Source organism: Cellulophaga sp. RHA19 (assembly GCF_002813425.1).
GTDB lineage: Bacteria > Bacteroidota > Bacteroidia > Flavobacteriales > Flavobacteriaceae > Cellulophaga.
Map to the genome: position 1 here is coordinate 3,229,468 of NZ_PHUL01000001.1, position 23,255 is coordinate 3,252,722.

At 30.3% G+C, this 23,255-nt stretch carries 17 protein-coding genes; 6 read left to right on the plus strand and 11 right to left on the minus strand.

What is annotated here, in order from left to right:
- Positions 1–2: 2 nt before the first annotated feature.
- Positions 3–1,913 carry an asparagine synthase (glutamine-hydrolyzing) gene (asnB, locus tag AX016_RS14240; RefSeq protein ID WP_100896247.1) on the plus strand — a complete coding sequence of 637 codons (1,911 nt, stop codon included), beginning with the start codon at positions 3–5 and terminating at the stop codon, positions 1,911–1,913.
- A 53-nt stretch (positions 1,914–1,966) separates the two neighbouring features.
- On the opposite strand, the gene AX016_RS14245 is transcribed toward asnB, so the two are convergent.
- On the minus strand, positions 1,967–3,961 hold the full coding sequence (locus AX016_RS14245) for a NosD domain-containing protein (protein WP_100896248.1): 1,995 nt from the start codon (positions 3,959–3,961) through the stop codon (positions 1,967–1,969).
- Positions 3,962–4,336: 375 nt separating this feature from the next.
- Here AX016_RS14245 and AX016_RS14250 point away from each other — a divergent pair, with 375 nt between their 5' ends.
- The 5 genes from AX016_RS14250 to AX016_RS14270 all read left to right on the plus strand — a co-directional run bounded on the left by AX016_RS14250 (position 4,337) and on the right by AX016_RS14270 (position 10,236).
- Positions 4,337–5,506: a glycosyltransferase family 4 protein gene (locus AX016_RS14250; protein WP_100896249.1), complete on the plus strand. Its 1,170-nt coding sequence runs from the start codon at positions 4,337–4,339 to the stop codon at positions 5,504–5,506.
- 178 nt (positions 5,507–5,684) lie between these two features.
- Complete coding sequence (locus AX016_RS14255) at positions 5,685–6,752, plus strand: hypothetical protein (protein ID WP_100896250.1); 1,068 nt, start codon at positions 5,685–5,687, stop codon at positions 6,750–6,752.
- 26 nt (positions 6,753–6,778) lie between these two features.
- Positions 6,779–7,393, plus strand: a complete 615-nt coding sequence (locus AX016_RS14260) for a sugar transferase (protein ID WP_100896251.1) — start codon at positions 6,779–6,781, stop codon at positions 7,391–7,393.
- Positions 7,394–7,502: 109 nt separating this feature from the next.
- Positions 7,503–9,197, plus strand: a complete 1,695-nt coding sequence (locus AX016_RS14265) for a NeuD/PglB/VioB family sugar acetyltransferase (RefSeq protein ID WP_100896252.1) — start codon at positions 7,503–7,505, stop codon at positions 9,195–9,197.
- 10 nt (positions 9,198–9,207) lie between these two features.
- A complete protein-coding gene (locus tag AX016_RS14270; RefSeq protein ID WP_100896253.1) occupies positions 9,208–10,236 on the plus strand; it encodes a peptidoglycan bridge formation glycyltransferase FemA/FemB family protein in 1,029 nt (342 codons plus the stop codon).
- Between the two features lie 22 nt (positions 10,237–10,258).
- Here AX016_RS14270 and AX016_RS14275 read toward each other — a convergent pair whose 3' ends face one another.
- The 10 genes from AX016_RS14275 to AX016_RS14320 all read right to left on the minus strand — a co-directional run bounded on the left by AX016_RS14275 (position 10,259) and on the right by AX016_RS14320 (position 23,157).
- Complete coding sequence (locus tag AX016_RS14275) at positions 10,259–11,200, minus strand: hypothetical protein (RefSeq protein ID WP_100896254.1); 942 nt, start codon at positions 11,198–11,200, stop codon at positions 10,259–10,261.
- A gap of 4 nt (positions 11,201–11,204) precedes the next feature.
- The gene (locus AX016_RS14280) at positions 11,205–12,653 is read right to left on the minus strand and encodes an MBOAT family O-acyltransferase (protein ID WP_100896255.1); all 1,449 of its coding nucleotides are present in this window, start codon (positions 12,651–12,653) and stop codon (positions 11,205–11,207) included.
- 24 nt (positions 12,654–12,677) lie between these two features.
- Positions 12,678–13,859 carry an OmpA family protein gene (locus tag AX016_RS14285; RefSeq protein WP_100896256.1) on the minus strand — a complete coding sequence of 394 codons (1,182 nt, stop codon included), beginning with the start codon at positions 13,857–13,859 and terminating at the stop codon, positions 12,678–12,680.
- A 109-nt stretch (positions 13,860–13,968) separates the two neighbouring features.
- Positions 13,969–15,114, minus strand: a complete 1,146-nt coding sequence (gene bshA / locus AX016_RS14290; RefSeq protein WP_100896257.1) for an N-acetyl-alpha-D-glucosaminyl L-malate synthase BshA — start codon at positions 15,112–15,114, stop codon at positions 13,969–13,971.
- An 18-nt stretch (positions 15,115–15,132) separates the two neighbouring features.
- A complete protein-coding gene (locus AX016_RS14295) occupies positions 15,133–18,069 on the minus strand; it encodes a glycoside hydrolase family 3 N-terminal domain-containing protein (RefSeq protein WP_100896258.1) in 2,937 nt (978 codons plus the stop codon).
- Between the two features lie 94 nt (positions 18,070–18,163).
- On the minus strand, positions 18,164–18,652 hold the full coding sequence (locus tag AX016_RS14300) for an ABC transporter ATPase (RefSeq protein ID WP_100896259.1): 489 nt from the start codon (positions 18,650–18,652) through the stop codon (positions 18,164–18,166).
- 69 nt (positions 18,653–18,721) lie between these two features.
- Complete coding sequence (locus AX016_RS14305; protein ID WP_013622165.1) at positions 18,722–19,513, minus strand: (Fe-S)-binding protein; 792 nt, start codon at positions 19,511–19,513, stop codon at positions 18,722–18,724.
- A gap of 19 nt (positions 19,514–19,532) precedes the next feature.
- On the minus strand, positions 19,533–20,867 hold the full coding sequence (locus AX016_RS14310; RefSeq protein ID WP_100896260.1) for a (Fe-S)-binding protein: 1,335 nt from the start codon (positions 20,865–20,867) through the stop codon (positions 19,533–19,535).
- Between the two features lie 13 nt (positions 20,868–20,880).
- Positions 20,881–21,849, minus strand: coding sequence for an MlaD family protein (locus AX016_RS14315; protein WP_100896261.1), 969 nt, complete (start codon positions 21,847–21,849; stop codon positions 20,881–20,883).
- 33 nt (positions 21,850–21,882) lie between these two features.
- The gene (locus AX016_RS14320; protein WP_100896262.1) at positions 21,883–23,157 is read right to left on the minus strand and encodes an N-acetylmuramoyl-L-alanine amidase family protein; all 1,275 of its coding nucleotides are present in this window, start codon (positions 23,155–23,157) and stop codon (positions 21,883–21,885) included.
- Positions 23,158–23,255 lie beyond the last annotated feature (98 nt).

The window sequence follows — 23,255 nt, forward strand, 5'->3', positions numbered from 1 at the left end:
CTATGTGTGGAATAAATGGTTTTATATATAAACAAAATACCTCTAAGGATATCCTTAATTCTAAAATACATTCTATGAATAATTTAATTATTCATAGAGGTCCGGATGATGATGGTGTGTTTACAGAAGAAAACAAAAATTACAGTATTGCAATGGGTATGAGGCGTTTATCAATTATAGATTTACACTCAGGAAAACAACCTATTTCTAATGATAACAAAAGTATAACTATTGTTTTTAATGGTGAAATATACAATTATCTTGAACTAAAAAAAGAGTTACTAAACCAAGGCGCAAGTTTTAAAACGAATAGCGATACCGAAGTAATCCTTAAATTATATGAATTAGAAGGAGTAAAATCTTTTTCTAAACTAGATGGTATGTTTGCCTTTAGTATTTATGATAAAAAAACAGGTAAAGTTTTTATTGCCAGAGATTTTTTTGGTGAAAAACCATTGTACTACACTAACAATTCTAAAAAGATTATTTGGGCTTCAGAACTAAAATCTATAATAAAGGATTTAGATGTAAAACCCAAAATAAACAAAAAAGGTTTAAATCTATTTTTTAGATTAACTTATATCCCTGCACCCTATTCTATTTATGAAGACATACATAAATTAGAGGCAAATCATTATATTTCTTATGATTTGAATAATGGTAGTTTAGACATCTTCCCAATAGAAGAAAGTAAAAAGTATATTATTGATAATTCAATTACATTAACTAAAGCTAAAAAGGATGTAAAGGAGTTGATGTATAACAGTGTGGAAAGCAGAGCCATTTCAGATGTTCCATTGGGGACTTTTTTATCTGGCGGTGTAGATTCTTCTATTGTTTCTTTATGCTTGTCACAGGCCTCTAGTAAACCTATTGACACCTTTTCTATTGGTTTTCAGAAAAAATCTTATGATGAATCTGATAAATCTAGAGTTGTTGCTAAAATGATAAAAAGCAACCATCATGAATTTATTATTAGTGAAAAGGATTTAGAGGAAAACATCCATGAAATTTTATTAAATTTTGATGAGCCCTTTTCAGATTCTTCTTCTTTACCTACATATCTAGTAGCTAACAAAACAAGAGAACACGTAACTGTGGCTTTAACAGGTGATGGTGGTGATGAAATGTTTGGAGGCTACAATAAGTATTATATGGGAAAACTAAACCAAAAATATACAAGTTTAGTTCCTAAAATAATTCATAAAAGTTTCAACAAAATAATTGCACCAGCCCTAAAAGTATCTAATGACAATAGAGGTATACGCTTTAAGGCAAAAAGACTATTAAATTCTATAGATTATAATGGCCAGTTTTATTGGGATATAATTTCTTTAGGTTACACTAAAAATAGTCTTCATAACTATTTAAAGCCATCTTCATTAGATGATGATATTTTTACATATTACAAGACTAAAACAGGTATTGACAAACCAAAATCTATATCAGATTTTAGAACAATTGACAAACACTTAAGTCTAGAAGGTGATATGTTAGTTAAAGTAGACAGGACAAGTATGTTAAACTCTTTAGAGTGCAGAGCTCCTTTTTTAAATAAAAAAATATGGAACTACTCGCACACTCTTCCAGAGAAGTTTCTAATGAAAGGTTGGGACAAAAAATTTATTTTAAAAGAAGCGTTTAGAGATCAGTTTACTAAAGGCTTTTTAGATAAAAGTAAAAGTGGTTTTGGTGCTCCTGTAGGTGATTGGCTAAAATCTACTTTACGTGCAGAATTAGAGAGTTACATTTTAGAAGAAGATTTAATTAACCAAGATATTTTTGATGCTACTAAAATTAGAGAACTGGTGTACAACCATTTGTCAGGTAAAGAAGATAATACCTTTAAAGTGTGGACTTTTTATTGCTTTCAAAAATGGTATAAAAATATTTATCTAAACACAATTTTATAATATAAAAAGGCCTTAATAAATAAAAAGTATTAAGGTCCTTTTTTTATATTCACTTAATTACATGTGTTATTACTCATCACAATCTCACTCTTACTTGTTGTAGAAGCTATTTTAATACACTCATAATTGTTAATATTTAAATATGTAATTTTATTATTATTTAAAGTTACATCGTAATTTTCTTTATTTAGAGCAATTCCATGACTATTTGATGTATTTATAATATTATTAGAAATTGTCAAATTATCCGCATTTACGGATTGAATACCTCCAAAAAATGAATTTCTTTCTAGTTTTATTCCTTTAGAACTGGTAATAGTAACTGCTCCCTTAGTATTAAAATTATTATCATAAACATTAATAGTATACTCAGAAGCATAATCTTTCTTATTTAATTGAACAAAGTATAAAGGATTACTGGGTACTGAAATATCATTATTGTATATATCTACATTATTAACATTTGCAATATGCGCCATAATACCCCTACTTGTAGATATATTACTAGTAATAACGTTTTTATATATTTTCATATCAGTAGATTCTTTTAATTGAATTCCTGTTCTACAATTTTCAATTTTATTTTCAAAAATATCTACTAATTTGTGATTCGCAGAAATACCTACTTCATAACCAAATATTACATTTCCTGATATTTCATTATCATAAACGGTTTCTCCTTTGCCACCTGCTATAATTGCCGGTTTACGAGGATCACTAGTTGCTGTAAAATTATTATTCCTTATCTTAGAATTAGTTGCAAATGTATAACTTACAACATTTTCTAATTCATTATTCTCAATTATAATATTATCACCAGAAAAAATTGTAATTGCGCCTTCTCTACTACCCGTTTCCTTATTATTTTTTATTACTACATCATGAACTTTTTGGTACAAAACAAGATCTCCTGTAGCAGCATCACGTTTTCTTACTGGCTCCATATTAATAGCATACCCAACTACCCCTCCATCAGATTTAGATGTAGGTTGTGAGCTATCTATAAAAGTATTATTGTCAATAGAAATATCGTAGCCATCTGTCAAGGCCAAACTCATCATACGCACTTTTTCAAAGGTGCAGTCTTTTATTATTACGTCATTAGTAGGTATATAGTCTGAATTGAATGTAAAGCCATAAGAATTGATATTTAATCCTCCTAATGAACCCATTGTAAAAGTAATGTTATCCAAAACAATATTATTTGAACTTTTAACTAAAAATAAATGTGATCCTTCTTCTGCATTTTTCTTAGAATAGTTACGTAAATCTCTATCACCATATAAAGTACCTCCTTTGACTATAGTATTAGATACATTGTCTAACGCTAATAAAGTAGCAGCAACTTTACCTACAGTAGGAAAAACACGTAAAATAGTATTATCCGTCATTAGTAAAGTAAAGTCGCCTGGTATATTAACCGCTTCTTTTTGCGGGTAAAAATTCTGGTTTGTTGTTGTACTTGTAACCTTAGACACTTCAAAATAAGCATCAAACTTGTCTATTGTAAATGTTGTTGCTCCTATACTTTTTGTATAGAACATTAAATCTTCAAGATTATTATTGTTTTTTTGTGCTATCTGAGACGTAGTAATTCCTTGTACAATATCCCAACGACTTGGGTGAAATTCAAAGGTTTCGCTTAGTAAACTAACATTACCCTCTACAGTTAAATTTTGGTTTAATAAATTGCCATCAATTTTACCACCAGCGGTAAAGTTTAAAGTACCATTAATAATTTCGCCTCCTTTATACTCTAAGGTAACTCCTGTTGGTAAACTTACTGTTTTGCCGTCTAAGTCTAATTGGCATTCTATAGCCAAAGTAGTTCCTGCTGCTATACCGTCTAAAGTATAGTCACAAGGTGTTGTATTTATTTTTAAGTCATCTACAGGTTGTACATCTGGTTCTGTATCTGGTTCTTCTTCAGCTGCATTTTCTTCAATTACATTTGCTAACAAATCTTCTTGACTACATGAAACTGTTGTTGTAGCTATAACTAAGCTATAAACTAAAACTTTTACTAGGGTTAATGGCTGCTTATACATTTTACTATTTTACTGGGGATTAAAGATACTATTTTAATGCAATAATCGATTAAATGTTAATAAAAATCGACAACTAACTTATTCAAATACGAAACAAATTCAGTTTTGGACGTTAACATGCTCATTTTTAACAAAAAAACGTATAAAATATTATTTTTGTAGTATTCTACTTTATATGAACAAAGCATATACTTTAAATTAAACTCATTTTATGTCCTTTTTAGTATAACCGTTACCGTTAAAATTTACCATTTAATAGATTAAATGTAAAAATTAGTGCCTTTTATAAGTAGCTTTGGCTCAGTTTTTAAAAACTACAGTTATTTTTTTACTTAAAAAAAGACCTTTAGTAATCCATAGCAAGCATATAAAAATATGAAACAAAAAATAATACGTGTTACTACTGTACCTGTTTCTCTTAAAGGTTTATTAAAAGGGCAGTTAAAGTATATGAGTAAATACTACACTGTAATTGGCGTATCTAGCGGAGGAGATGCACTTAAAGATGTACATAAACAAGAAGGTGTGCCTGTTATTGCGGTAGAACTAACCCGTAAAATAACACCTATTAAAGATTTAAAATCTGTATATAACCTATACAAAGTTTTTAAAAAAGAAAAGCCCTTTATAGTGCATAGTCACACGCCAAAAGCTGGTACTGCTGCTATGTTAGCTGCTAAATTAGCTGGCGTACCACACAGGTTACATACTATTGCTGGTTTACCATTATTAGAAGCTACTGGTATAAAAAGAACCATTTTAAATCTTGTAGAAAAAATAACTTATGCTTGTGCAACTAAAATTTACCCTAATTCTTTTGGGTTACAAGACATTATTATAAATGAAAAATTTACAAACAAAAATAAATTAAAAGTAATTGGCAAGGGCAGTTCTAATGGTATAGACACCAACCATTTTAACCCAAATTTATATAGTGCAGAAGATAATTTAAACCTAAGAACAAAATTAGGGTTTACAGCTGAAGATGTTGTTTTTACTTTTGTTGGTAGATTAGTTGCAGATAAAGGTATTAACGAGTTAATAGCAGCTTTTAAAAAGTTAAGCGAAACACAACAAAAAGCAAAATTACTATTGGTTGGTACTTTTGAAACAGAACTAGATCCTTTGCATAAAGAAACTTTAGATTTTATAAATAGTAGTAACAATATAGTTAATGTTGGTTGGCAAGAAGACGTACGCCCTTATTTTGCAATATCTAATGCATTAACATTTCCTAGCTACAGAGAAGGTTTTCCTAATGTTGTTATGCAAGCTGGCGCTATGAAACTGTATAGTATTGTAACAGATATTAATGGTTGTAATGAAATTATACAAGAAGGTATTAATGGTACTATTATTCCTGTAAAAGATGCAGATGCGTTGCATGCTAAAATGCTTCAGTTTTATGAACAAAAAGATAGTTTATACAATCCTAATACTTGTAGAGAAGTTTTAGTTAAAAACTATGAACGATCTTATATTTGGGAACAACTACGCAAAGAGTATGAGTCTTTAGAAAAAAATAAACTACATAGTAACAGTTAACGGGTTACAACCTGACTAAGAACAGAAGTAAACTTCTTAAAAATATTATTAAAAGTACATTAAACAATAAGGTACGTTAATCTAAAATATGCTACCGTATAACCATATATCTGTATATATTTATGTACCCCTTTTTTTTTGATTATTTTTGAACTATAATAATTAAGTTTAAAAATTAATGGATAGCAAAGCGGGTATAGGATCTTTTTTTCATAGTACAGATGCTAATGCTATAGCTAATTTTAATACTCAAGACTATATTACAGAGTATGAACTTTTTTATACAGGTAGACACGCTATTAAATATATTTTTGATAAGCTTATTTCTGAAGAAACTATAGAAAAAATATGGCTTCCAAAATATTACTGCCAACATGTTACTAGTTGGTTACAAAACTGTTATTCTAACATTTTTTTTTACACAATAGATCCTTTTAACGAAGCGCACAATTTAAATGTATTAGATTTTGCTACTGAAAAAGATATTGTGCTTTTAAATAATTTTTGGGGATTTTTCTCCTATAACATTCCTACTTCATCTAAAAAACCTTTTTGCATAGAAGACCATTCTCACGGATGGTTAAGTACTGGCTGCTTAACTAGTAAGGCTGATTATTGTGTTGCATCTTTACGAAAAACATTACCTATACCCTTAGGTGGTATTTTATGGAAACCTAATAATGGTAAAATAAAAAACTCTAGTATAAAGGCTTTATCTGATACCGCATTTTATGATAATTGGGACCTTGTACACAAAGCAATGCATTTAAAAAAAGAATACATTGCCAATACAGCTGAATCTAATATAAAAGACACGTTCTTAAAACTTATAGGAGCATCTGAAACTTATTTACAACACCAATATGATGTAGTTGCACTTAAAGAAGAACATAAAATTTATATGGAGTCTTATTTGTATAAAGATTACACTTTTTATAAAAAGGAAAATTTAAAATCTCTTTTACAACTTATAAATAATAATGGTAACTTTATAATTCTAACAAATACTATAAATACACCTTTTGGCCTACATTTAGCTTTTAAAGATAGAGCTGCTTTTACAAGTCTAAAAGCATTTTTAATAAGCAAAGATATTTACCCATCTGAGTTATGGCCTGGAAATGAAAAAACAGATAGCTGGTCTTATTTATTAAACATACATATAGACTACAGATATACAAATAAAGATATGGCTTATATAGCCACCTCAATTAACCAATGGGGTAATTCTAATACAACAAATTAAACACAAGAACCAAAACAACCAAAAACATGTACATTAATTTTTTTAAAAGAATCATAGATTTTATACTTGCTGCCATAGGCTTTGTATTTTTATCTCCTTTTTTCTTTACTGTTGCCATTGTATTATTTTTTTCTAACAATGGTAAAATTTTCTTTTTTCAGCCTAGGCCAGGTAAAAATGAGAAGATTTTTAAAGTAATAAAGTTTAAGTCTATGAACGACAAAAAAGATGAAAACGGAGAACTACTACCTTTTCATTTACGAGTTACAAAATTTGGTAACTTTATACGTAAATATTCTTTAGATGAAATACCTCAGTTACTAAACGTATTAAAAGGAGAAATGAGTTTAGTTGGGCCTAGACCCTTGTTAGTGCAATACTTACCATTGTATAACGATTTTCAAAAACAAAGACATGTAGCAAAACCAGGTATTACTGGCTGGGCGCAAGTAAATGGTAGGAATGCCATTTCATGGGAACAAAAATTTGAGCTAGATGTTTGGTATGTAAAAAATAGATCTTTTAAAACAGATGTTAAAATTTTACTACTAACAGTAAAAAAAGTATTTGTAAAAGAGGGTGTTAATAGTAGTGAAAACCTTAATATGTCTACATTTACTGGCACACCAACAACTAATTAATTAATATTTAGTTAAAAGCTTCCCCCGTTTCAAACTATAATTACTTTTATAACAATACATAAAAGTTTTTAGTAAATTAATAGTATACTTAATCTTATTTTTTGCAAAAATGGATGAATCTAACAAAATAAAAGTTCGTTTGTATGGTGCAGGTGGTCATGCACACGTAATTATTGATACATTAAAATCTAATGGCTACGAAATTACAGATGTTTTTGATAATGCGCCAAAAAATAGCCTATTTGCATCTTTAAAAGTAGAAAAAATTGACGCTAACTTTAAAAACTTTCCTAATTCAGGTAGTCCTTTAATTATTGCTATTGGAAACAATAAAATAAGAAGAAAAATTGCAGCAGTATTAGATGTAGATTACATTTCTATAAAACATAACTCAGCTATAGTATCTACCAGTGCCAAAATAGGAAAAGGTACTGTAATTTTTGCAGGAGCAATAGTACAAGCAAATAGTAACATTGGAGAGCATGTTATTATTAATAGTGGTGCAAATATAGATCATGATGCAAAAATTGAAGATTATGTTCATATAGCTCCTCAGGTTACTTTATGTGGAGATGTATATATAAAAGAAGGTGCATTTATTGGTGCTAACTCTGTTATAATACCTCAAATTACAATTGGTAAATGGGCTACAGTGGGTGCTGGAACAGTTGTTTTAGAAAATGTTCCTGATTATGCTACAGTTGTTGGAAATCCAGGAAAAATAATTAAGAAAAAAGCTAAGGGAAAACAGTATGATTTATATGTAAAAAAGCTAAATACTGTAGAGGAAATAAATACATACAAAGAATTACTTAGTAATTATTGGGATAATAATGTTTACTACACCTATGAGTATTTAAAATATTATGAAAATGAACATGATCAATTACGTTATTTTTTATTAAATGTAGATGGAATTCCTAATACTATTATGCCTTTTTATATAAGAGACATAAAAGACAAAACATATAAGGATGTAATTACTCCTTATGGTTACGGAGGTCCTTTATGCAAAAATTGTGATGACACAAAAATATTATCTAAATTTTGGGAATTAGCAGATAAATGGTATCGTAAAAACAATATTGTATCAGAATTTGTACGCTTTAACCTAAATGGGAATCACACTAATTATAGTGGAGAATTAACCGAGACACTATTAAATGTAAAAGGTGAAGTAAAAGAAACTGATGAAGAACAATGGACTACTTTTTCTTCAAAAGTTAGAAACAACTACAGAAAAGCCGAAAAACACCAACTAACGTTTAAATTATACGAAGGAAAAGCGATTACTGACAGTGTGATAGAAAATTTTCATAAAGTATATATTGAAACAATGGACCGTAATAATGCTAAGGATATTTACTATTTTCCTAAGCAGTACTTTGAAAATCTAATAAAAGCAAATCCAGACAGTTTTGCAATAGCTAAGTCTTATAAAGATAATGTAGTGGCTTCTGTAGAGCTAATTATTATAAATGAAGCTACATTATACGCTTTTTTAGGAGGCACTAGAGCTAAATATTTTGAATGCAGACCCAACGACTTTTTAAGAGTAGAAATTTTAAAATGGGCTGTACTAAACAATAAAAAATATTACGTTTTAGGTGGCGGTCTTACTAATGGTGACGGACTTTATAAAAGTAAAAAAGTGTTTTTTCCAAAAGATGAGGATGTTATATTTTACACGGGTAGAAAAATAATTAATGAAGATGCATACACACTACTAAGTAAAAACATTATTAACTCTAAAAAATATGATGAAAATTGTAATTTTTTCCCAGTTTACAGACTAAGTTTGTAAACTATGTTTAATGATTATTACCATTACGACTAAAGATCATTGGGATTCTTTTTTGACAAAAATCAATAGTTATGATTTTTACCACACCTATGACTACCACAAACTAACAGTAAAAGATACAGAAAGTTTTAGATTATTAACTTATACAAAAAAAGAAGTTTGCATAGCTATACCCATTATAGTTAGGCCTATTGATGGCTCATTATATTATGATGCAACTTCTGTTTATGGTTATGCTGGTCCGCTTGAAAACGGAATTAATGATGAATTTATTAATGATGATTTTATAAGTTGCTTAAATACTTATCTAAAAAAAGAAAAAATTATATCTATATTTTCAAGGCTAAATCCTTTTGTAAATTATCAAGAAAAAATACTTAAAAACGTTGGCTTAGTAGATAATATGGGGCCTATAGTAACTATAAACTTAGGACTAACTGCAGAGGAACAGCAAAAACAATTCTCTAAAACAACAAAAAGGTATTTAAAAAAAACTAAAAAACATTGTGATATAAGGTATAGCAAATCAGAATCTGATCTTGATACTTTTATGAAGCTGTATTATGAAAATATGGATAGAGTTAACGCAAAGGAAGAATACTATTTTACAAAAGAATACTTTTATAACTTGCTAAAATCTAATTCTTATAACACACAGTTAATTTTTGCTACCCTTAAAGAAACAGGTGAAATAATTTCTGGAGCACTGTTTATTAATGCCACTAATAAAGTTATTCAATACCATTTATCTGGAACCGCTAATAAATACTTATACCTAACACCAATAAGACTTTTTATAGATGAAATAAGAATTAAAGCGAATGAAAATAATTATAATTTTTTAAATTTAGGAGGAGGATTAGGCAGTAAAGATGATAATCTTTTTAGGTTTAAATCATCATTTTCTAATGAATATAAAATGTTCAAAACCTGGAAATACATTGTAAATAAAAGTGCATATGAAGAGTTATGTAACACTAAAAACATAAGTATTGATAAAGAAGTTTACAAAGGATTCTTCCCTGCATACAGACAATAAAAAAAGCCCTTTTGGGCTTTTTTTATTTTAATTTTTCATTTTTAATATAGTCTACAATCTCATCTGCTATAATTTCTCTTCCTAAATTATTCCAATGCTGATCATAGATTAAAGTTTTAGGAGAACTACTTTTTTTAAAAGCCTCATTAAAATTAATAGTTTTAAAATTGTTCTGTTTTAAGTAACTTAAAAATTCACTGGAACAAAGGCTATAATCTAACAACAAAACATTCTTTTCCTTATCATAATTATAGGTTTTCACTAGCTTCTTAAAATTAGCTAAATAAATAGAATCCTTATGAACCTCTATATTATCATTAGGCTTAACTTTTTTTATAAAGTTTACTGTTGACTCCACTGCATTTTTAACAGGATCAAAAGCTCCAATATCTTTAGCATATACTATAAGCTTACTTTTTTTAAGTAATCTATTCATAGGAGTATCTAAAGACAATCTACTAGAAACAGCATATTCACCCGTTATTAAATCATCTGTAAATCGCATGTAAATAACTACTCTATCTATATCTTTAAACAAATGCTTGTAAGAAGCAATAAGATTAAATTCCTCTGCTAGGTGATAACCAGAATAACCAAATTCTAAAACCTTAATGTTAGGTAATTTTTTTTCTACTTTTCTACTTATAGATTTCGTATAGTCTTGATGAAAGCCTTCTATAAATGAATCGCCAATAATAGCAACCTCTATACTATCTTTAGATACGGTATAATTATCATAAACAGAATTGAATCCAAAATTATTAATTCTATACTCACCTACATTTTGTCTTCTATTTCCTGTAACAGAATATCCTTTTTGATTTGGCACCCATTTTTCTACTCCGTATTCATCTAAATACCGTTGTGGCCTATCATTATGTAAATGAAAAACACGAACAAGTAATTCTAATGATAAAAGAAGAATAACAGCATACAAAATACTTTTTAATATAGCTCTTTTCATACCCCTAAAATTGAAAGTAAATAAATGATCTATCTACACCATCGTCATAAAACAACAGCATTAAAAATACTAGCAAAATATATACAGACAATCTCACATACTTATTTTTAAAACCAATTGGATTACGTTCCTTACCTCTAATAATGTATTCATAAACAATAAAGAACAGTAGTAACAATCCGTAATCTATTAATCTATACCCATTAGGGTGGCTGTAATTACCTATTGATAACTCGGTCACTATGCGTTTTAAATAATTAAACGCATCAGAAATAGTTTCTGCTCTAAAAAATACCCAACCAATGGTTACCAATATAAAAGTTAATATTGTCCTGTATATATTAGATATGATGGTAAATATATTTAACCTTTCCTTTTTTACTTCTGCATATTTTCTATTAGTCCCTATTAAAAAACTAGGTAAAAATAATAGTGCATGAAATAGTCCCCAGACTAGAAATGTCCAATTTGCTCCGTGCCAAAAACCACTAACTATAAAAATAGCAAATACATTTCTTATACCTACCATTTTAGAGCCTCTAGACCCCCCTAAAGGAATATATAAATAATCTCTAAACCAAGTAGACAATGATATATGCCAGCGCCTCCAAAACTCTCCTATGTTCTTAGATAAGTAAGGAAATTTAAAGTTAGACATTAGTTCTATTCCAAATAGCTTAGAAGTACCTATTGCAATGTCTGAATACCCACTAAAATCACCATAAATCTGAAAAGCAAAAAAAACAGCTCCCATAATTAATACTGGAGAAGATAATGTGCTGTAATTAGCAAAAATGTCATTTACGATGGGAGATAAAGAATCTGCTATTACAACTTTTTTAAATAAACCCCATAACATTAAACGTAATCCGTCCTTTGCTTCACAATAATTAAAACTCCTTTTTTTTAGTATTTGGGGTAGTAAATTAGAAGCTCTTTCTATAGGGCCAGCAACTAATTGCGGAAAAAAGCTTACAAAAGCTGCAAAAGCTATAAACTTTTTAGTAGGTTCTAAATTACGTTTATACACATCTATTGTATAGCTTAGAGTTTGAAAGGTATAAAAACTTATACCTACTGGTAAAATAATGTTTAGAGTACCTATTTCTATTTCTTGTCCAAAAAATGTGAATGCATCTACAAAACTATTTACAAAGAAATTATAGTACTTAAAGAAACCTAAAAAGCCTAAATTTACTACAATACTTATCCATAAGTACAACTTACGTTTGCCTTGTTTTTCTTCTCTACCTAATAAAACACCTAAAGTATAATCTACTAATGTGCTAAAAGCTATTAAAGATAAAAAACGCCAATCCCACCAGCCATAAAACACATAACTTGCTATTAATAACAAAAGATTTTGCAGTCGTAAATTTTTATTTACAAGACCCCAATACAGTAAAAATACTATTGGTAAAAAAATTGCAAAATCTAGGGAGTTAAAAAGCATTTTCGTTATCGCGGTTGGTTATGGTTAAATTTTATCAATCTGAATTTCTATTCTACGGTTAACACTATGCTCTTGCTCTGTACAGTAAACACCATCTTCACAGTTATTTAATAATACTTCTTCTCCGTAAGCATTAGCTGTTATTTTTTCTACTACAACTCCTTTAGAAATTATATAATTTAAAGAACGCTGCATTCTCCTTTGTGACAACCATAAATTGTACTTGTCTGTACCTCTAGAATCTGTAAAAGCACCTAGTTTAACTGTCACTGTTGGATTTTCTTTTAATAATTCTGCAATAGAATCTAATGTCTTTTTAGAAGTCTTATCTAAATAAGAACTATTTAAAGCAAAGTTTATACGACCAAAACTATTAATTTTTACTTGTAAATCTTCTCTTCTTTGCTTTTGTGCAGCTGCCTTTTCTTTTTCTGCTTCTAATAAACGTAATGCTTCTTTCTCTTTTTTAAGTTGCTCTGCAAGCAACCTAGCCTCTTCTTTATGCTTTTTAGCAATTGCTGTAGAATCTGCAACGCGTTGCTGCTCTTTTAAAATTTCTTCAATCTGAGCCTGTTTCTCTAATCCTTTTTTAGATAATTCTTTTTCTGCCTTAAACTGATATACAACACCAACTGCATGTTGCAAATGGTTTGTTACCCCATCTCCTTTGTTCATTGCCCATTTACCAGAAGAACTAAAATCTAAGCCAATGCGTTCTGTAATCCAGGTTCTAAAACCTATAACTCCGTTATACGTTCCTCTTCCTTTATTATTGGCATCTGTGTATCCTAAACCAACGCCTACATAAGGATCAAACCAAGCGGTTTCTCCAATAATTTTGTTTAAATCGTAACTTACTCTTGTATCAATAGCATAATAATCTGTCTCTTCTAAGTTTACAAAGCCATCTACAGTTTTACCAACCTTATACTTATTATAACTACCAATAGCCTCTACACCTATTCCGCTTTCAAAATATTTTCCAATGCTAATTCTAGAGGGAAAAGCTACTGCATTCCATTGTTTATCCACATCTAATAATTCATCAAAAACATCTCCAGAATCATCTACAAAATTATAGCCTAGACCAAACATCCAAGAACTTTTAACAACGCTATCTTTTGCAGTAAGTTGTAAATCTTGAGCCCATACGGACCCCATTGTGTGAAGTAAAATAATTAAAACACCAACATTAATCTTTTTCATAATCTAATTTTCCCAAATATGATTACGAAGTTATTCTGTTACTAACCTACCTACAATAAAATCGTGTAAACAGTAGCATTCATCGATGTAGAACAAATTTTAACAAAACTTATTGATGCAAATTTTTGTAGTACTTTTTAAAGGCTTTTTCATAGACGTTTTCATACATTGGGAGAATGTTTACAATATCAAATTTATGCGCCTCTTTTTCTGCATTATCCTTAAACATATTTAAGGTTTCATCATCCTTTAAAATCTTTAAAGCATTTAGTGCCATACTATCTACATCACCAACATTACTCATATAACCAGTTACACCATCTACATTAACTTCTGGTATACCGCCAGTGTTACTAGATATAACAGGCACTCTATGCATCATTGCTTCTAGAGCTGCTAAACCAAAACTTTCTGTTTCTGAAGGTAATATAAATAAATCTGTGAAGCATAAAATACGATCTACTTCATTGCTATTTCCTAAGAAAACAACTCTATCTTTTATACCTAGATCTTCGGCTAATTGTTCTGCTTTTTCTTTTTCAGGTCCTTCACCAACCATAATTAACTTGGCAGCTGTTTTATCTACTATTTGCTTAAATATTTGTATTACATCTGGTATTCTTTTAACTTTTCTAAAGTTACTAATGTGTGTTATAATTCGCTCATCATCATTTGCCATTAAAGAACGTTGACAATCTGTATAGTCTGCATTATAGTTGCTCTTATCTATAAAGTTGGGTATTACATTTATCTCTTTTTTAATATGAAAAAGATCTAACGTACTCTGTTTTAAATTTTCTGAAACAGAGGTAACTACCTCAGATTTATTAATGCTAAATGTTACGGCTGGCTTATAAAACGGATGCTTACCCACCAATGTAATATCTGTACCGTGTAAGGTAGTGACCATAGGTATATAAATACCTTCTTCCTCTAGCATTTTTTTAGCCATATAGCCTGCATATGCGTGCGGAATAGCATAATGCACATGTAATAATTCTATACCAAAAAACTTAACTGTATCTACCAATTTACTAGACAAAGCAAGCTCATAAGGTTGGTACTGAAACAAAGGATATTCTGGCACATTTACTTCATGAAAATGTATGCGTTCGTTTAATAATTCTAACCTTACCGGCTGCCTATAGGTAACAAAATGTATCTCATGTCCTCTATTTGCAAGAGCAATTCCTAACTCTGTGGCAACAACACCACTTCCTCCAAAGGTTGGGTAACAAACTATAGCTATTTTCATTCTCGCAAAATTAATATTTTAATTCAGTATAGAGTCGTAAATGACTTGCTGAATTCTGGTTCTTAACCCAGATTTAACTAAAAGGTTGTTATTTTGAGTAGGATAAGTTCTGTTAGATAGAAAAACATATACAATTTCCTCTTCTGGATCTGCCCAAGTATAGGTTCCTGTAAATCCACTATGTCCAAAACTTTTTCTAGAAACGCAACCACAAGTAGAACCAGATCCTTTTATTTGTGGCTTATCAAAACCTACTCCTCTACGCACATCTTCGTCACAAAAATAACAGGTATTAAATTTTTTAATGGTTCGTTCTTTAAAGTAACGTTTACCACCATAGTAACCACCTTGTAAATACATCTGCATAATTTTAGCAACATCATTAGCATTGCTAAATAAACCTGCATGACCACCTACTCCACCCTGCATAGCTGCTCCCATATCATGCACATAACCTTGTACGGTTGCATAACGGTAGTAATTATCTTTTTCTGAAGGAACTATCATATCCTTAGAAAATTTATTAAGTGGATTATAAGCCGTACGATTTGCTCCTATAGATTGATACAAGAAACCATCTACCAATTTATCTAAATCATCTTTATAAGTGTCTTCTATGTACTTTTTAAATACATAATAGCCAACATCACTATACCTGTACCTATTAGATTTTAAATCTTGTCTACCTATTCTATTATACATAGAATCTTTGTAAGCTTTTGTTAAATACAAATGATCAAAAACTTTGTAAGGATAATCATCAGATTTTTCACTACTATAAAATTCTCTAGAGGGTTTTCTATTTTTATCCAAGGTACTCACATAAAAAGCTATCCAAGCAGGTAATCTACCGTAATGAGACAATGCCTTTAGTACCGTAACATCTTTTAATTCTGTATCTGCATACTCAGGAATTAAATCTTTAAATGTATTGTTTAATGCTATTTTATTCTCCTCTTCCATTTTCATAACCATAGGAAGTGTTCCTAAGATTTTGGTCACAGAAGCAAGATCATAAATATAATTATTGGTTATTTTATCAGAAGACTCATACGTAGGCTTACCAAAACTTTTATTATAAATTATTTTTCCTTTACGAGCCACTAAAACTTGTGCTCCCGGAAACATTAAAGAATCTATACCAGCACGCACCATTGTATCTATTTTTTGCAAGCCATAGGTACTTAAACCTACTCTTTCAGGATAATCATACCCTAATCTTTTTAAAGATTCAAATTTAACACCCGTACCTACAGGATACTCAACACTAATAGATACTGGCAACTTACCTTTAGCTCCTATTGCTCCAAATAACATTTGTGCTGTTTTTTGCTGTGCTAAAATACTATTCTGATACCCTACTACAACAGCATCTAAGTTAGACAAGTTTTTATTTAAAAGCGTGTACGGTTTTGCAAAGTTTACCAAAATAGAGTTTGATGTTCTTAATGCCGAAACAGCCTTTACAATTTCTGCATCTTTGGCTGAAAATTGATACGATTTCCAAGGGCTACCATTACTTTTATGATGACCTATAATAACAATGTTATACTGTTTTAATTTTTGAAGCAGAATTTGAAGGTTATCTTCTTTTACCTCTGTTACAGTAGTATAATTTTTAAGTTCTTGTAAAAAACTCTTTCCAGAGGCATCGCCAAGGTTTAAGTATGCTATTTTTTTATTCTCTAACTTTACAATTGGCAATAAATCTAGCTTATTTTTTATAACAGTAATAGCTTCTTCTATAGCCTCTTCATACACTAAATCATTCTCTAATGTATTTAAATCTTTATACAAGTTTTTAAGATCTACTAATTTATGTTGATGTAAACCTACTTTATATTTTGCTTTTAAAATCTTTTTTACAGAACGCGCTAATCGTTCTTCTGTAATAACACCGTAATTATATGCCTCAATAATTTTATGTTTTCCTTTTGCCACATCTAAAGGCATTAATAAAATATCATTACCAGATAAAAAAGCAGATAAATCTGCGTCTCCAGGGTCTGTATGGTCTGCAACACCCTTCATATTTAAAGCATCAGTAAAAACCAAACCTTTAAACTGTAATTCTTTCTGTAATAAGTTTGTTACTATTTTTTCTGATAGAGATGAAGGGTAATTAGGTTTATCATCCAAACTAGGAATATTTAAGTGCGCTACCATTACGCTACTTAATTTTCCGTGATTAATTAGTTTTTTAAAAGGATAAAGTTCTATACTGTCTAACCTTTCTCTACTAAAATTTATTACAGGTAATGTTTTATGAGAATCTGTTGAAGTATCTCCGTGTCCAGGAAAATGTTTACCACTAGATAATATTCCTGCTTTTTCAAATCCGTTTACAAAAGCTATTCCTTTTTTTGCAACATTTCTTTTATCTTCTCCAAAAGATCTGTTACCTATAATAGGATTTAATGGGTTGGTATTAATATCTATATCTGGAGCAAAGTTAATATGAACCCCCAAACGTTTAGAGTGCTTACCAATTTGCTTAGCAACTTTTTCTACAACAGCATTATTTCTAATAGCTCCTAAAGTCATATTCCACGGAAAAGCATAAGTAGAATCTAAACGCATTGCCAATCCCCATTCTGCATCCATACCTACTAAGAGTGGTAATTTTGCTGCTTTTTGGTAGCTGTTTGTTAATTTTGCTTGACGCACAGGTCCGCCTTTAGAAAAAATAACACCACCAATATGCTCTTTAGCAACTAACTCTTTTATTTTATCTGTACTTGTTTTATTTTGATTAGATGCTACACTTACCATAAACAACTGCCCTACTTTTTCATCTAAAGTCATTGCATTGTACTGCGCATCTACCCATTTTTTTTGCAAAAGAGAATCCTTTGTGATTAAAGGGTCTACTGTTACAACTAACGAGTCTAATTCTTGACCATTAATAACTAATAAACTAAAAAAAAATAAAGAAATTGATACAAATAACCGCATAAACTGATATAAAACAGGTTTATTTTTAAGTAAATCTGTAGGTTAAGAACTCTGTATATAAACAAAGAAGTATAAAAAGGATTGGGGAAACTTTTTATACTACCATAAATCTACTGTGCCAGCTCTCTTCTGCAGGAACTTCCCAGTGATTTAAATACTCATGCTTATTAGCAACAAGATTATTAAATACAATAGTATTTTTAGAAACCGATTTATTTTTGGCCATCTTTTTAAAATCTACCAATGTCTTGTAGGCTACAAACTCTCCTTGCTTGTAAGATACATTCATCTTATCTAACAAATCTATATTATATTTCTGCTCTAAACCTTGTATAAAACGCACTGAAGCATCTATAGAACAACCTGTTGCAGATGCATTAGTTTGGTCTAAAGCTAAAATGATAAAACGTTTGTATTTTATCTCGTAACCAGCGGTAAGGTTACTTCCGTGAGCTGTCCAATCTACTATAAAAGCATCTAAACCTTCTTTTATCTCTGCTAACTCTTCTGGAGTTAAAGACCTATTGGCCTGGTATATCCAAATACGAGATGTATCTGGTAAATCTTTAAAATCTACTAGCATAATTAATTTTATTAAAAGTAAATAGACGTTAATTACTTAAAAAACTTCCAATCTACCTAAAAGATTATTTTACAAATCTTCTGCATTAGCAATAAGTTCTGCTATATCCAAAACTTCTACTTCTCCTTCTTTTTCTTTACTCTTAACACCGTCTGTCATCATTGTATTACAAAAAGGACAACCTGCAGCAATAATCTCTGGTTTTGTACCTAAAGCTTGTTCTGTACGCTCTACATTAACATCTTTGTTACCATTTTCTGGTTCCTTAAACATTTGCGCACCACCAGCTCCACAACACAATCCTTTTTTCTTGCAGTTTTTCATTTCTACAAGTTCTGCATCTAACTTACGTATTAAGTCTCTTGGTGCTTCATAAACACCATTTGCTCTACCTAAATAACAAGGATCATGAAAAGTAATACGTTTTCCTTTATATTGTCCGCCTTCCATAGTAATTCTACCTTCAGACAATAAATCTTTTAAAAACTGAGTATGGTGTACAACCTCGTAATTACCGCCTAATCCTGGGTATTCATTTTTTATTGTATTAAAACAATGAGGACAAGCAGTTACTACTTTTTTAACTTCATATGCGTTCATCACCTCTATATTGGTAACAGCTTGCATTTGAAATAAAAACTCGTTCCCTGCTCTTTTTGCAGGATCTCCAGTACAACTTTCTTCTGTTCCTAAAACAGCAAAACTTACGTTTGCTTTATTTAATATTTTAACAAATGCTTTGGTAATTTTTTTTGCTCTGTCATCAAAACTTCCTGCACATCCAACCCAAAATAAAACTTCTGGTTGTTTACCCTCGGCAAATAACTCTGCCATTGTTGGCACTTTTAACTCGTTACTCATAAATATTTTGGATTTCTATTTAAGATTCGTTTTTCCAGTTTAACCTGTCCATTTGATTAAATGGCCAAGGCGCTCCGTTGTTTTCTATATTCCCCATCATATTATTTAAATCTGATGGAGCTGCAGATTGCTCCATTACCAAGTAACGACGCATATCCATAATTATAGATAAAGGATCTATGCTTACAGGACAAGCTTCTGTACAAGCGTTACAAGATGTACACGCCCATAATTCTTCTTCTGTAATATAATCTCCTAATAATTGTTTGCCATCTGCTACAAACTCGCCTTTATTTTTGTCAATATTATTTCCTACTTCTTGCAACCTATCTCTGGTATCCATCATTATCTTTCTTGGCGATAATAATTTACCTGTTTGGTTAGCAGGGCACTCACTAGTACACCTACCACATTCTGTACACGTATATGAATTTAGTAGTTGCACCCAATTTAAATCTGTAACATCTGATGCTCCAAACTTGTCTGGCTCACCAGTTTCTTCTGCTCCTTCTGCTGGTGCTGCAAAAGGATCTGCATCTGGGTCCATCATCATTTTAACCTCTGCAGTAACAGCTGCTAAATTATCTAATTGCCCTTTTGGTTTTACTTTTCCGTAATATGTATTAGGAAATGCTAATAATATGTGTAAGTGCTTAGAATAGTATAAGTAATTTAAGAAAAGTAAAATACCTGTGATGTGTAACCACCAAGCAGAACGTTCTACTATAATTAAACTCGCCTCTGACATACCACTAAATATTGGTGCTATAAACTGACTAATAGGGAAAGAACCTGCTTTTACATAATGTATAGCATCTATTGTTTGTAATTGATAATCTGCCGCATTCATTGTTAAAAAAAGAGTCATTAATACAAGCTCTATATATAGAATCATATTACCATCTTTTTTAGGCCATCCTTTCATTTCTGGATTTAAAAAACGCTTAATTTTAATAACATTTCTTCTTATCCAAAATATAACTACAGATACAATAACTAAAAAGGCAAGAATCTCAAAAGAACCTATTAAAACATCATACACTACTCCTAATGAAGCAAAAATACGGTGTGTACCAAAAAGTCCGTCTATAATAATTTCTAAAACCTCAATATTTATAATAATAAAACCAACATAAACAACTATATGCAATATACCAGCTACAGGGCGTACTACCATTTTTGTTTGGCCTAGCGCAATACGCGCCATATTTTTCCATCGTTGTGGTTTGTTATCACTTACATCTACATCTCTACCTAACTTAATGTTACGAGATAATGCTTTTACGTTTTTAGCAAAAAATCCTATACCAGCAACTAAGACTAGTAAGAAAATAATGTTGGGAAGGTACTCCATATATAATAGTTAGTTATTTAGTTTTTAATGTATCTGCAGGGTCATTTTCTGGTAAGGTATATTCTTTTTGTTTTTTACCAAAAACAGAAACGTTTACATACCTTTTTGGGTTTAACCTAAAGTCTTGCAAAAGTAAGTCTAGCTCTTTAGATGCACCTGCCAAGTTATTGTAAAGTTCTTCATTGTTCATTAATTTTCCTAATGAACCTTCACCTTTATCTATCTTAGTTAATAAATTATCTAAATTGGTTACTGTTTTTTGCAAACCAGCAATGCTCTTATCTAACTCTGCTTCAGACAAGGATGTAGATATTTTTGCAAAATCATCTGTAATTTTTTTAATATTAGCCATAGACCCCTCAATCTCATCTTTATTAGTAGCCATTATGCTATTTAATGAGTTTGTAGTTACTTTAAAGCTTTTTATTAAATCGTTTAAACCTGCAATACTACTTTGTAAATCTTTTTTAGTTTTTGCATCTAAAACATCATTTACATTTATCAAAAGTGAATCTGCATTAGATATTGCTCCTTCTACTTTTGTTTGTAATGGTGCTAAATTTTGCTGTACAAGATCTGTTAAACCTGGTTTTGTCTTAGTTACTAGTGTATCTCCAGATTGGGCCAGTTTAGCATCATCAAAAACTGGTATAATTTGTATTCCTTTGCCTCCAATAATACCTGTATCATATAATTCTGCTATACTGTTTTTAGAAAACTGAAAATCATTATCTACAGTAAAGGTAACTAGTAATTTTCCGGATTTATCCTTAAATCTTATATCATTTACTTTACCAACACTAAAGCCATTTATAGACACTTGTGTTCCTGGCTGTAAACCTCCAACATCATCATAAACTGCATAAAATGTTTTACTGTTATCAAACAAAGGTGTTGCTTTTAAATAGCTAAAACCTAATATAAATAGCAATATTCCGCCAATAACAATTATTCCTGTTTTTAATTCTCTAGATAGTTTCAATAGAAATATGTTTTACTCTAAATTTAATTAGAATTATTCTTTTAAATATTTAATAGCGTCCTCTACATTAATTCGCTTACCATCTTTATAAGCTACAATGTATGAAGAAGTATATCCTTTTATATCTGCATTAGATTTTATCATTTTAGCATCATAATACGTTTTTGCTCTACCGCTCATATAACGATACAAATTATTAACTGGCTCTTTTGTTAACGTATTTAAACCTTTAAAATTATCTGGTTTTAAAGGTATAGATTTTCCGCTTGCAAATAGCTGAACTCTAAACTCAATATTTTTATTTAATGCAGTTGTCTCTGTTTTACTAACTACTTCTTCTGTTTTTTTTACAACAACAGGCTCTTTTACCTGAGGCTTCTTTACAACTACAGTCTCTTTTTCTTTAACAACCTCTGGTTTTTTCTTTACCACAACTGTAGCAACTTCTTTCTGTGGTTCTAGTTCTGGTTCTGGCGTACTACTAGATGCTGCTAAAGCATTAGACACTAACTGATCCATATATCCTAAAACAGACTCTGCAATTGCCGTTCCCATTTCTAACTGTCCAGATTTAGAATTTAAATAAGCCCCTTCTCCCTTATTTGTTAAAAAGCCAGTTTCTACTAAAACACTCGGCATAAAAGTTTGGTGTAGCACTATAAAACCAGCTTGCTTTACTTTACGGTCTGTGCGCTTTAGTTTATTAGAAAACTTGTCTTGCATAAGTTTTGCCAAAGCAATACTCTGGTCTAAAAACTCTTCTTGCATTATAGTTAGTCCAATAACAGACTCTGGAGAGTCTATATTATACTCAGAGTACTTAGCTTGGTAATTATCTTCTAAGTAAATAACCGAGTTCTCTTTTTTTGCAATTTCAAAATTTTGTTTGTTTGCGTGTAAACCTAAAACAAAGGTACCTGCTCCGTGAGCGTCTGATGTATGAGAATCACAATGTACAGAAACAAATAAATCTGCGTTTGCTTTGTTTGCGATTTCGCCACGCTCAAATAGGTCTACAAAAGTATCATCCTTTCTTGTGTATATTACTTTTATATTAGGATTTTGAGATAGCAACTCACCTGCCTTTAAAACAATGTTTAATGCTATGTTTTTTTCTAGATAACCATTACCTAAGTTACCTGGATCGTGACCTCCGTGACCAGCATCTAAAACAACAACAAACTTATCTTGCGCTGTGGTAGAATTAAAACTGATACTAAAAGATGATACTAAAAAAGTAAGCAACAATAGCCTTACAGGTAAAAAGCTGTTAAATTTTAATATATAATTATTAAATGTTTTATTCATTTAGGTTAAATTTATTCTAATGCGTATTCTAAAATAAAAAATATGCGTAAGTTTGAAGCCCAAAACGTAGAGCCAAATCAATACAAAAATAGGATTTA